The following is an 11636-nucleotide window of genomic DNA, read 5'->3' as shown; positions in this document are numbered from 1 at the left end:
TCGGGTATTACCGGCTTAATTGATTGATGAGGGCACCTGTGAACGATAACACCATGTCCATCCCGCACCTTATAATGAATGCCAGCGTTGTTGTACAGCTGGTGATGCTACTACTGGTGGTGGGGTCAATCCTGTCTTGGGTAGTCATCTTTCAGCGCAGTATCGCCTTGCGCCGAGCTAAGCAGGAGTATAACCAGTTCGAAGAATCGTTCTGGTCAGGTGTCGACTTGAATGAGCTATACCGGGAAATTCCTGCTGATGATCCGCGCCACGGCGCTGAGCATATCTTTCAGGCGGGTTTTCGTGAATTCAATCGCCTGATGCCTAAAACCCGCAACGCCGATACGGTGCTTGAAGGCGTACAGCGTAGTATGCGCGTGGCGTGGTCTCGTGAAGAGGATCGCTTAACGCAGCACCTGGTATTTCTCGCCACGGTCGCATCAGCAAGCCCCTATATCGGCCTCTTCGGCACCGTATGGGGCATCATGGGTTCTTTCCAATCCCTTTCCATGACGCAGCAAGCAACCCTGGCAACTGTTGCGCCCTGGATTGCCGAGGCCTTGATTGCCACTGCCATGGGGCTTTTCGCCGCGATTCCTGCGGTTATTTTCTATAACCGTCTTTCCAACAATGCGTCTCGCTTACTCGGTAAATATGAAGACTTCGCCGAAGAATTTCACGCCATCTTGCATCGTAACCTGCAAGGCCGTGACGGCAAGCCTAGCGCCAGTTAAGGGAGTTCGCCATGCAAGGTCCTTTCAACCGTAGCGGCAAGAATAAACCGATGGGGGAGATTAACGTTGTCCCCTTTATCGACGTTATGTTGGTGCTGCTGGTCATTTTTATGATTACCGCCCCTATGCTGACTCAAGGCGTTCAGGTCGATCTGCCGCAGGTCTCATCGCAGCCGATTGATACCCAGGATAGTGATCCCATCATTATCTCGGTTGATCGCGAAGGCGGGTATTTCATTACCCTGGGTGAAGACTCAACCTCAGTTTCACTTGAGCAGATGTCGGAACGCGTCGGGGCGATTCTACAACGTCGCCCGGGCACGCCTGTCATGGTGCGTGGTGACCGTAACGTGCAGTATGGCCAGATCGTTTTGCTAATGAGCACGCTACAGCGTTCCGGCGTTGAAAATGTAGGATTGCTTTCAGAGCCGCCGCAAGATGGGTAAGGGCAAGACGCAAGTGACCGCTGATACGCCGCGCGACCCGCAGGATGTTGGCTATACGTTACCAGCCGTACTCGCAGTGGGCGTGCATTTGGCTATTATTGTTTTTAGTTTCATTAATTGGCCCAGTTCAACGGCAGAACCGGACTCTTCCTCCATCGTGCAAGCAACGCTGGTCAGTACAGAAACGTTTACCGACCAGGCTCAGCAAGCAACCGAGCAGCAAGCCGCGATGAATAGCGCAACGGAGCCAACGGCCGAGCCTGGCGTAAGCGAGCCCGAGGCAGCTGAGCCGGAGCCGGATAACCAGGCGGCCGAACAGCAAGCGGCTGAAGAAGCCGCTCGTCGTGAAGCCGAAGCGCAGGCGCAAGCATTAGAGCAAGCGCAAGAGGCTGCCGAAGCTGAAGCTCAGCGACGCGCTGAGGAAGCCGAACGCCTAGCTCAGGAGCAGGCGGCACAAGCGCAGGCCCGCGAAGCTGAAGCCCAGCAGGCTCGTGAACAGGCAGAGGCCGAGGCAGAAGCACAAGCCGCTGCCGAGGCAGAAGCACAAGCCGCTGCCGAAGCAGAAGCACAAGCCGCTGCCGAAGCAGAAGCACAAGCCGCTGCCGAAGCAGAAGCCAAAGCCGCTGCTGAAGCAGAGGCCAAAGCCGCTGCTGAAGCAGAGGCCAAAGCCGCCGCTGAAGCAGAGGCCAAAGCCGCCGCTGAAGCAGAGGCCAAAGCCGCCGCTGAAGCAGAAGCCGCGCGTCAACGCGAAGCTGAAGCACAGCGCGAACGTGAGGCGGAAGCTCAACGCGAGCGGGAAGCCGAAGAGAGGCGTGCACGTGAAGAAGCTGAACGTCAGCGCCAGGCAGCGGAAGCGGCAGAAGCCGCCATGCAGCGTCAGCTAGCCGGTGAAGCGGAGGCCGCGGCAAATGCGCAACAAGCACAACAGGCTGCCAATAGCTTCATCAATATTGTACGCCGCGCTGTCGAACAGGCATGGCTGATTCCGCCTGGAGCAAGCGATTCATTGAGTGCTACGCTGCAAATACGTTTGGGCCCATCAGGGGAGCTGCTTGCAGCGTCGATTGCGACATCGAGTGGTGACAGTGCTTTTGATCGGTCTGCTATACAAGCGGTTGAACAGGCTGCACCGTTTGGTGAGTTGAGAGATTTACCTGCGGATCAGCAACGAAACTTACGTCAAATTAATCTGCGATTTACCCCGGGAGATGTTCGCTGATGCAAATACTGAGCAAAGTGTGGTTATTCTGCGCACTGCTGTTAATTAGCAGTATCGCAAATGCAAACGCAAACTTAACCATTGAAATTACGCGAGGCAGCGATCAGGCCTTGCCTATTGGCGTGGTGCCTTTTGCCGGCAATGAGGGGATGTCCGAAGATATCGCTCAGATTATTCAGGACGATTTGGAGCGTAGCGGTCTGTTTGAACCGCTAGAGCGTAGCGCCATGTTTGAAAAGCCCAGCCAAGCCGATGACGTTGAATTCGGTACCTGGCGTTCGCTTGATGTGCGCTATTTAGTGGTAGGTCGTGCGGAGCAGGCAGGCAGTGGCTATCAGCTTCAGTTTGACCTGATGGATATCAGCGGCCAGCGCCGTATGATTGGTGAAACCGTTACGGCAAATGCCAATGACCTGCGCGGTGCGGCTCACTACATCAGCGATCAGATATTTGAAGCGATTACCGATATTCGCGGCGCCTTCTCTACCAGCATTGCTTACGTGACGGCTCAAGGGCTCGGCGACAATATGCAGTTCGGGCTCTACGTAGCCGATGCAGACGGGCGTAATAGCCAGCAGGTATTAACCTCTGATCAGCCTATCATGTCACCTTCCTGGTCGCCGGACGGCCGCAAACTTGCCTATGTTTCCTTTGAAACTGAGCGTCCAGCGATTTATATTCAGGATGTCGCCACCGGCCAGCGTGTAATGGCAACATCGTTTGATGGTATCAACGGCGCGCCGACGTGGTCGCCGGATGGCCGTCGTATTGCGATGTCCTTATCCAAAGATGGCCAGCCTGAGATTTACATCATGGATATTGGCAATCGCTCAGTGGAACGTCTTACCAACAGCAACAGCATCGATACCGAGCCCGCTTGGTCGCCCGATGGTCGTAGCCTGCTGTTCACCTCTGATCGCAGTGGTGGCCCGCAGATTTACCAGTATTCACTAGGCAGCGGTGAGACAAAACGCCTAACGTTTACCGGCAACTACAACGCTCGAGCACGCTATTCTCCCGATGGCGATCAAATCTTTTTGGTCCACCGTTCCAGCCGTGGATATCAGGTGGCTCGTCAGGATTTAGACGGCGGACGGCTTGTGGTACTAAGTGATTCAACAAGAGATGAATCTCCTAGTGTTGCGCCGAACGGGACCATGGTAATCTTCGCTACCCAACAGGGTAACAACGGGGTGCTGAGTGCCGTTTCTGCCGATGGGCGGTCGTCATTCCGGCTTCCTGCAGCACAAGGCGATGTGCGGGATCCTGCATGGTCGCCGTTTTTAAACTAATGATTGATAGTGTTAATTTCTTTCAGGCAAGGAGTCTGATTATGCAACTTAAACCGTTGGTTCGCTCATTGGCAGTCGCGTTATCTATCGTAGTTATCGCTGGCTGTTCCAGCACCGGCGGAACCCAAGATGGTGATTCTTACGGAAGCCAAGATGGCAGCAGCATGGGTGCAGGCACCTCGGGCGCTGGTACAGGTGGTCAGTATGGTTCTACTACGGGTTCTGGCTCAGGTGCTGGTCAGCAAGCTGATTCTCGTATCCCTGAAGTACGTACCATTTACTTCGATTACGACCGCGACACTATCAAAAGCGAATACGAGTCTGCCGTAATGGCCCATGCGCGTTATCTGCGTGCCAACCCGAATGCACAAGTTGTATTACATGGTCATACCGATGAGCGCGGTACCCGTGAATACAACATGGCGCTAGGTGAGCGTCGTGCCCGTGCCGTTCAGCGTTTCCTGAACATTCAGGGCGTTTCCAACTCGCAAATGAGCGTTGTGAGCTATGGTGAAGAGCGTCCTGCAGCTAGCGGCCAAAGCGAAAGCGCTTACTCCCAGAACCGTCGCGTTGTATTTAATTACTGATTCCGTTGGCGTGCCTTAGGGCACGCCGATGTTATCTACGGAGTTGTCATGAATCACAGTCTCAAACGCTATTTTGAGAGGCTGTGCGGTGCGGGAGCCTTAGTGCTCCCGCTGTCCGTATTGCCACTCGCGGCGGTTGCCCAACAGCCGCTCGTTCAAGATCTTTCTTCCGGTAGCTCAAGCGGCTTCTATCAGCAGACCCAGCGTCAGGAATCTGCCGGCGGTAATCTTGTACTGTTTAATCAAGTAGAAGAGCACCAGCAGGAAATCCAGCAGCTGCGTGGGCAGATTGAAGAGCTGCGTCACCAGCTTGAGCAATTGAAGCGTCAATCCCAGCAGCAGTATCTGGATATCGAAGATCGCCTGATGAACAGCGGCCCGACTCAAATTGAGCAGGCGACTCCTCAGGTAGAGCCGGAAGCGGCGCAGGAAGTGGTCAATGCGCCTTCTGCGCGTAACGTCAGCGAAGATGCCCAATCGGACTATCAGGCGGCGTTTGCTCACGTTCAGGCACGTCGCTTTGACGAAGCAATTAAAGCCTTTGAAGGCTTCGTCACCACTCATGCTGACAGCAGTCTGGCGTCTAACGGCTATTATTGGCTGGGTGAGCTCTATGCCGCCGAAGGCCAGCTAAGCGACGCTGATGCGTCCTTTAGCCGTGTCATCTCAGACTTCAGTAGCAGTAGCAAAGTGCCTGATGCACTGTATAAACTTGGCTTGGTAAAAGCGCGTCAGGGCGAGGCAGAACGTAGTCGCGAGCTGTTAGAGCAAGTGCGTGATGATTACCCGCAAAGTAGTGCAGCAGGATTGGCGAGTGATTTTCTTCGTCAGTCGGCTGGGTAACAACGCATTTTAAGTTGGTTAGGACGTATCATGAGCTGCAAAATCGACTATCAAGCATCGCCTGATTTGCTTGAGAACCGCATCATACTGGTAACCGGGGCCGGTGATGGGATTGGCCGTACGGCAGCGTTAAGCTATGCACGCCATGGGGCAACCGTGATTTTACTGGGTCGCACCATCGAAAAGTTAGAGCGGGTTTATGACGAAATAGAAGCGGCGGGGGGGCCACAGCCGGCTATTTTTCCGCTTAATTTCGAAGGTGCTACGCTTGATGACTTTCACGATATGGCAAGCACGCTCGATAAGGAATTTGGCCGTTTGGATGGGCTGCTGCATAACGCGGGGCTCCTAGGTCGTATTACACCGTTTGAACAGTATGACCCAGAGTTATGGGAGCAGGTCATGCAGGTCAACATTAACGGACCAATCTGGATGACCCAGGCACTGTTACCCCTGCTTCAGCAGTCACAGGATGCCTCGGTTATTTTCACATCATCAAGCGTAGGGCGAAAAGGGCGTGCCTACTGGGGAGCCTACTCGGTTTCTAAGTTTGCGACAGAAGGGTTTGTGGAAGTGATAGCCGATGAGTTCGAAAGTCAGGCTAATATACGTATCAACACGCTGAACCCTGGAGCCACACGTACGCAAATGCGCCAAAGCGCCTATCCAGGTGAAGACCCCGACACCTTACGTACCCCTGAAGACATCATGCCTACCTATTTATGGCTAATGGGGCCGGCGAGTACTGGTATTAGCGGGCAGAAATTTGATGCTCAACCGCCACGCGCATAAATCTTATGAGCCCAGCGGTTAAACAGATGTTGGCCTTCTTACGTTTGCCTTCTTAGGACGTGATGTTGAATGCGTTTAATGCTTCGACTAGCGTTGAGCACTTTTCAAACCAAAGATCCGCTGGCCACTGACGATAGTCATCTTCTTCGCTAATGTATCCGTAGCCCACCGCAACGGCCGTCATGCCGGCGGCTTTTGCGGCCTGCATATCCCGCACATGATCGCCGACATACCAGCACTGATTAGGTGCAACTCCCAAACGGCGTGCTGCCTCCCATAAGGGTTCAGGATCAGGTTTTTTGACACTTAGATCATCCGCGCACAGCAGTGCACCCGGCTCTAGTGCCAAGGCGGCTAATAGCGGCTCGGTATAGCGGCGTGGTTTGTTGGTAACAATGCCCCATAGCCGCTGGTTGCCATGCCATTCAATCAACCATTGATTCAGCGGATCAAATACCTGGCTCTGTACCGCCACGGCTTGCTCATAGGTATCCAGCAGAAACTGACGCGCCGTATCGTGTTCAGGAGCCCCAAGTTTAAGCCCCAGCGCCAGCGTCACCAGCGCGCTTCCTCCGTTAGAAACCTGTCTGCGAATCTGTTCATAGGGCAGCGGCGCCAGCCCGTGATGCTCGCGCAATACGTTGGTTGCCTGTGCCAAGTCGGGCGCGGTATCGACTAACGTGCCATCAAGATCAAACAGAATGGCTAGTGGTGCAGTGGTCGACATCTATTGGCTCACTTTGCGGCAATACATCATATAGTTAACCGAGACGTCATCAGACACCAAGCGGTAGCGGCGAGTGAGAGGGTTATAAGTCAATCCCGTTTGCTCACGCACTTCTAACCCAACCTGACGCGACCAGGCGGCCATTTCTGAGGGGCGAATAAATTTGGCATAGTCATGGGTTCCACGCGGCAGCAGCTTCAAAACATATTCCGCGCCTAAAATCGCAAAGGCGTAAGACTTGGGCGTACGGTTTAGCGTGGAGAAAAATACATAGCCACCCGGGCGCACCAAGGCACAGCACGCACGGATAACCGAGGCAGGGTCGGGCACGTGCTCCAGCATTTCCATACAGGTCACTACATCAAAATGGCCCGGCTTCTGGGCCGCTAATGCTTCAACGCTAATATGTTGATAGTCCACAGAGACGCCGCTCTCTTCAGCATGCAGTCTGGCCACGCCAAGCGGTGCTTCGCCAAGGTCGATACCCGTTACATCGGCACCGCGATGCGCCATGGACTCACTTAAGATGCCGCCGCCACAGCCAACATCCAGTATCTTTTTGCCCGCAAGGCCCGCGCGAGCGTCAATGAAGTTCAGGCGCAGTGGATTAATATCATGCAGCGGTTTAAATTCGCTTTTAGGATCCCACCAGCGGCTAGCAAGTGCTTCAAATTTAGCAACTTCCGCTGCATCGACGTTGCCTTGATAGTGGCCAGCAGTGCTATCCTGAGGTGTCGCTTGCATGTGTTTGGCTCCCATATTCAATCAGCAATGGATGATTACTTTTTCCATCCAGCCTGGGTGTTGACGTCAAGTGGTGAGTGGTATCCACTCAATCGTTCAGTATTATGGGCATTCTAACCACTCCTGGGTCAGAACGCATGAAAAGGACCATTGTATGAATTTCATGGCGATACTTTCTCGCTTTTCCGTCGCGCAAGGAGTCTGGTAAATGCGAGTATTACTTTATGGCAGCGAGTTAAGTGCTGTGACCGCTGCTGCTGCGTTAGCCTGGGTAGGCCATCAGGTTCAGTGGCTACCCCACGAAAGCGCCCCTTGGACGGTGCTTTCTCAAGTTGACTGGCTTCGTCGTGAACCTGAATTAATGCCGCATATTGAGCAAGGCCTGACCGATGGTACGCTGGAACTTATTGATAATATAGCGCAGGCGTCTCCCGCCGATGTTATCTGGCTTGCACTTTCCCCAAGCCAGCGTAATGCGGCCAGCACGCTACTTCAGCAGCCAGACCTCAACGTTCAGCAAGGCGCCGTTCTAGTCAATAACTCAACGTTCCCGGTGGGTGAAACGGAGCGTTTACACGATTTAATGCAAGACCAGCATAGCAGCGTTGCCTTACCTGACACGCTAGAAGAAGGTCGCGCCTGGGCTTCCTTTACTCGGCCAACGCGTTGGCTACTGGGTTGCGATGACGCACAGGGCGAACATGTAATACGCGAGCTTTTGCGTGCTTTTAATCGACGCCAAGAAGTGTTTCAACCTATGCCGCGCCGGGCAGCCGAACTTACTAAGCTGGCCATTAATGGCATGCTGGCCACGCGTATTAGCTATATGAATGAAATCGCCGGTTTGGCAGACACGTTAGGCGTTGATGTCGAACATGTACGTCAGGGCATGGGCGCCGATACGCGCATTGGTTTTGAATATTTATACCCCGGTTGTGGCTTTGGCGGCCCTAACTTCTCTCGCGATTTAATGCGCTTGGCAGACGTCCAATCCAAAAGCGGACGTTATTCTGCTCTGCTTGAACAAGTCATGGATATCAACGAGCAGAAAAAAGAGACCCTGTTTCGCAAGCTTTGGAGCCACTTTGAGGGCCAGCTTGAGGGTAAAACGGTGGCTATTTGGGGGGCGGCATTTAAACCCGGAACGGCACGTATTGATCACGCCCCCGTATTGACACTTCTGGAAGCACTCTGGGCACAGGGCGTTAAGGTAAGGCTACATGACCCAGCGGCGACGGCGGCCCTGCATCAGGAAGTCGGCTATCGGGAAGACCTGCATACGTTCGACCAGGACCCTTATGAAGCCTGCGAAGGCGCCGATGCATTAATGCTTGTGACCGAGTGGAAGCCCTACTGGAACCCAGACTGGCATCGGTTGGCCGCGTTACTTAGTGCTAAGTTAGTGTTAGACGGGCGAAATATTTACGACCCTACATTTGTTGCCAGCTGCGGGTTAAAGTACCGTGGTATTGGTCGTCGCGCCGACCCTACGTCTTTTTGAGGAAACGCCATGCCCAATTCGACGCCTTCTCAGCGAATTGTTCCCGATGTGGACCAAAGCTTAACGGTCCAGCATTTACGCCACCGTAAAGGCCCGGCTGTGTGGCCATTATGGCTTGGGATATTCCTGCTGTTTGCTTTACTCGCCGCCGCCTCGGTTGGGCTGTGGTTAGAACGTGAGCGTCTTCAATCCGAGCTTCATCGGGTGAGTGGTGAGGTATCTAATGTTCATGCTCGGCTGGAGTCGGGTGACACTGACGTACAAGATACGATAACCTTTGTACAAGCTCAGATGTCGACACTTTTTCAAGAGCAAGAGCAGCTTTCTATAGCCTTGACGAATACTCGAGAAGAGCTTTACGGCGTGCTTACTGATAATGAGGATCAAGCTTCCAGTGAAACTATGGCAACCTTTTCACAGCGCCTTAGTCAATATCAGGAGCAGGCTGCCTTACGCGACAGTCAATTAGCGGCGCTGAGTAGCTCGCTAGATGCGCTTGAGCAGGCGGGCACGACGGGGCGACAGAATCTTGTTGAAGAAGTCAATTATCTGGAGCAGATCACAACGCAACAGCTAACCTCAATTGAAGAGCAGTCCAACCAGTTGAGCCAAACGTTAGACGAGCGGCTGGATGCCCAGAATGAGGCCATGAATGAGCGCTTTAATATGCTAGAAACTGAGCTAAATACGCTACAGTTAGAGTCAGCCTCGGCTAATAATGAAGAGATGGCAGCATTTGAACAACAGTGGAGTCAACGTTTAGCGGCTCTTGAAAGCGATATACGCCAGATTCGCCAAGCTCAATTAGCGTTTAGTGCTCAAATAGAAATGCTTCGGTAATAGGTTACGTAACAAAACAGCTCTGAGTCGCTGATTTATTAGGGATTTTATGTATGGGAAGACAACGGCGATGGCGTTCCGCCACTCAGGTGGCTTGTTTTATCATATTACCGCTATGCGCGGCGAGTGTGATGCCCGCATGGGCGCTCACTGCCGACATCAGTGGCATCGATGGCGATGTTGAGGCAAACGTGAGTGCATATCTGGAGAATATTGACGCTGAGCAATATACCGATGTGCGCCTGGAAGCCGAGATACGTAGCCGCACGCAAGAAGCCCTGCGTGTCTTTGGTTACTATGAGCCGGATATTACCATTGAACTTACGCCACCTATCAGGCTAACGATTGAGCCTGGCCCGCGTGTTGAAATTGAAGTGCTATCGATCAATATCGAAGGCGATGCTCAAGACGACCCGCCTTTTCAAGAAGCCTTGGATAATTTTCCCTTAAGCGAGGGTGATCCGTTGCGTCATGCCCCCTGGGATCGTTTACGGACCCAATTTGCAGGGCTTGCCATTGAGCGCGGTTATTTTGACTGGGGCTTTACAGATCGACGTATGGAAGTGCGCCCTTATCTGCAAAGTGCCCGACTTTATATGGATTTCGATAGCGGAACCCGTTACCGGTTTGGCAGGGTAAATATTACCGGTAGCCATATCGATCCCGACCGTTTGCAGCAGATGCAAACCTTTGAAGAAAATGATCCCTACCTGGCAGAATCATTGGCCACTTATAATCAGCGCCTTGGAGAAACCGGTTGGTTTAAGTCCGTTACCGTACGCCCACGCTTGGAAACGGCCCAAGAACTTACTATTACCCCTCCAGGGGGCGGTGATCCCTGGTTTAGCGAGGCCACTGCCTCTCAACCTCAGCGGCCACTGATCAGCAGCGCAGCTTTGTTAAGCGTACTGAACATCAATAAGCGTGACAATACTACGCTACCCATTGATGTAAGCGTTGAGCCTGCCGATCGCCATCAGTTTGAAGTGGGTATCGGCTATGCAACCGATGTAGGTCCACGCTTGCGTTTTAGCTGGCATCAGCCGTGGATTAACAGCTTAGGCCACAGCCTTGATCACGACCTTTATCTCTCCGCGCCCGAGCAACGTTTCACTGGGGTATACAACATTCCGCTTGAAGATCCACTGCGCGATAGTTACCGGTTGCAGTACGGGATCCGTAATATCGACGATAGCGACACTCAGTCGCTGGAAGGCTCTGTTGAAGTGGCTCGCCGTTGGCAATTTGAAAACGATTGGGTACAAACGCTGTATTTCCGGACTACCTATGAAGACTTTACCCAAGGCGGTGAGGCCGATGAGGTGTGGCTCTTTTACCCAGGTATTCAATGGTCGCGTACGCGTACCCGCCCGCAGCGGTTTCCTCTCTGGGGCGACCGTCAGCAGCTTTCAGTCGAATATTCGGACAGAATCTGGGGCTCGGACGCCAAGTTTACGCGTGTAACAGGCGATACGGAGTGGATACGCACCATCAACAACGACAACCGCTTTTCTGCCCGCTTGAGTATTGGTGCGATTGAAACCGACGATTTTTCCAAACTGCCACCGTCACTGCGTTTCTTTGCAGGCGGTGATCGCAGCGTGCGCGGCTACTCTTATGAAAGCCTTTCTCCACGTAATGCCGATGGTCGGCTACGCGGCGGCCAACAGATGATTACCTCAAGCCTTGAGTACCAGCGCCGTGTTAGAGAAAACTGGTGGGGAGCTACATTTATCGATACCGGCGATGCTTTCGATAACTGGGGGCCGAATGATTTAAAAACCGGAGCCGGGGTAGGCGTCCGCTGGATATCGCCCGTGGGGCCTATTCGCCTGGACGTAGCACATCCCTTCGATCATGAAGATGCGTTTCGTCTGCATTTCTCCATCGGCCCGGAATTCTAGGAGCACG

The 11636-nt window shown here is 53.4% G+C and carries 12 protein-coding genes; 10 read left to right on the top strand and 2 right to left on the bottom strand.

Features of this window, described 5'->3' with window-relative positions; genetic code table 11:
* The first annotated feature begins 38 nt into the window (after positions 1 to 38).
* The 7 genes from tolQ to INT33_RS11665 are packed head-to-tail and all read left to right on the top strand — an operon-like array spanning position 39 to position 5913.
* Positions 39 to 734 (top strand): protein TolQ, encoded by a 696-nt coding sequence (gene tolQ, locus INT33_RS11695; protein WP_026285595.1) that lies wholly within the window; start codon positions 39 to 41, stop codon positions 732 to 734.
* 11 nt (positions 735 to 745) lie between these two features.
* Positions 746 to 1180 carry a protein TolR gene (tolR, locus tag INT33_RS11690; protein ID WP_018916115.1) on the top strand — a complete coding sequence of 145 codons (435 nt, stop codon included), beginning with the start codon at positions 746 to 748 and terminating at the stop codon, positions 1178 to 1180.
* Positions 1173 to 2399: a cell envelope integrity protein TolA gene (gene tolA / locus INT33_RS11685; protein WP_193091967.1), complete on the top strand. Its 1227-nt coding sequence runs from the start codon at positions 1173 to 1175 to the stop codon at positions 2397 to 2399. Before tolR ends, tolA begins: the two co-directional genes overlap by 8 nt.
* Positions 2399 to 3691, top strand: a complete 1293-nt coding sequence (gene tolB / locus INT33_RS11680; RefSeq protein WP_193091966.1) for a Tol-Pal system beta propeller repeat protein TolB — start codon at positions 2399 to 2401, stop codon at positions 3689 to 3691. The genes tolA and tolB overlap by 1 nt, the downstream gene beginning before the upstream one ends.
* A gap of 41 nt (positions 3692 to 3732) precedes the next feature.
* Positions 3733 to 4278, top strand: a complete 546-nt coding sequence (gene pal / locus INT33_RS11675; protein WP_018916118.1) for a peptidoglycan-associated lipoprotein Pal — start codon at positions 3733 to 3735, stop codon at positions 4276 to 4278.
* Positions 4279 to 4326: 48 nt separating this feature from the next.
* Entirely contained in the window at positions 4327 to 5121 is a 795-nt protein-coding gene (ybgF, locus tag INT33_RS11670) for a tol-pal system protein YbgF (RefSeq protein WP_192539002.1), read from the top strand.
* A 30-nt stretch (positions 5122 to 5151) separates the two neighbouring features.
* Complete coding sequence (locus tag INT33_RS11665; RefSeq protein WP_192539003.1) at positions 5152 to 5913, top strand: YciK family oxidoreductase; 762 nt, start codon at positions 5152 to 5154, stop codon at positions 5911 to 5913.
* Positions 5914 to 5965: 52 nt separating this feature from the next.
* Here INT33_RS11665 and INT33_RS11660 read toward each other — a convergent pair whose 3' ends face one another.
* On the bottom strand, positions 5966 to 6640 hold the full coding sequence (locus INT33_RS11660) for an HAD family hydrolase (RefSeq protein ID WP_192539004.1): 675 nt from the start codon (positions 6638 to 6640) through the stop codon (positions 5966 to 5968).
* Positions 6641 to 7384 (bottom strand): bifunctional 2-polyprenyl-6-hydroxyphenol methylase/3-demethylubiquinol 3-O-methyltransferase UbiG, encoded by a 744-nt coding sequence (ubiG, locus tag INT33_RS11655; protein ID WP_192539005.1) that lies wholly within the window; start codon positions 7382 to 7384, stop codon positions 6641 to 6643.
* Between the two features lie 208 nt (positions 7385 to 7592).
* Between ubiG and INT33_RS11650 the strand changes: the two genes are divergently transcribed.
* Genes INT33_RS11650 through tamA form a run of 3 tightly spaced genes read left to right on the top strand, consistent with a single transcriptional unit; the run spans position 7593 to position 11629 of the window.
* Entirely contained in the window at positions 7593 to 8885 is a 1293-nt protein-coding gene (locus tag INT33_RS11650) for a nucleotide sugar dehydrogenase (protein WP_193091965.1), read from the top strand.
* Positions 8886 to 8894: 9 nt separating this feature from the next.
* A complete protein-coding gene (locus INT33_RS11645) occupies positions 8895 to 9725 on the top strand; it encodes a coiled-coil domain-containing protein (protein WP_193091964.1) in 831 nt (276 codons plus the stop codon).
* 53 nt (positions 9726 to 9778) lie between these two features.
* Positions 9779 to 11629 (top strand): autotransporter assembly complex protein TamA, encoded by a 1851-nt coding sequence (gene tamA, locus INT33_RS11640; RefSeq protein WP_193091963.1) that lies wholly within the window; start codon positions 9779 to 9781, stop codon positions 11627 to 11629.
* The last annotated feature ends 7 nt before the right edge of the window (positions 11630 to 11636 follow it).

Source organism: Halomonas colorata, from assembly GCF_014897985.1.
Lineage (GTDB): Bacteria > Pseudomonadota > Gammaproteobacteria > Pseudomonadales > Halomonadaceae > Vreelandella > Vreelandella colorata.
Note: the sequence above shows the minus strand (reverse complement) of the source record. Positions and strands in the feature narration are given on the sequence as shown.

Coding starts and splice junctions, on each gene's coding strand:
- tolB (WP_193091966.1), top strand. CDS start 2,399: ATGCAAATACTGAGCAAAGTGTGGTTATTCTGCGCACTGCTGTTAATT.
- INT33_RS11665 (WP_192539003.1), top strand. CDS start 5,152: ATGAGCTGCAAAATCGACTATCAAGCATCGCCTGATTTGCTTGAGAAC.
- tolA (WP_193091967.1), top strand. CDS start 1,173: ATGGGTAAGGGCAAGACGCAAGTGACCGCTGATACGCCGCGCGACCCG.
- ubiG (WP_192539005.1), bottom strand. CDS start 7,384: ATGCAAGCGACACCTCAGGATAGCACTGCTGGCCACTATCAAGGCAAC.
- INT33_RS11645 (WP_193091964.1), top strand. CDS start 8,895: ATGCCCAATTCGACGCCTTCTCAGCGAATTGTTCCCGATGTGGACCAA.
- INT33_RS11650 (WP_193091965.1), top strand. CDS start 7,593: ATGCGAGTATTACTTTATGGCAGCGAGTTAAGTGCTGTGACCGCTGCT.
- tolR (WP_018916115.1), top strand. CDS start 746: ATGCAAGGTCCTTTCAACCGTAGCGGCAAGAATAAACCGATGGGGGAG.
- tamA (WP_193091963.1), top strand. CDS start 9,779: ATGGGAAGACAACGGCGATGGCGTTCCGCCACTCAGGTGGCTTGTTTT.
- ybgF (WP_192539002.1), top strand. CDS start 4,327: ATGAATCACAGTCTCAAACGCTATTTTGAGAGGCTGTGCGGTGCGGGA.
- INT33_RS11660 (WP_192539004.1), bottom strand. CDS start 6,640: ATGTCGACCACTGCACCACTAGCCATTCTGTTTGATCTTGATGGCACG.
- pal (WP_018916118.1), top strand. CDS start 3,733: ATGCAACTTAAACCGTTGGTTCGCTCATTGGCAGTCGCGTTATCTATC.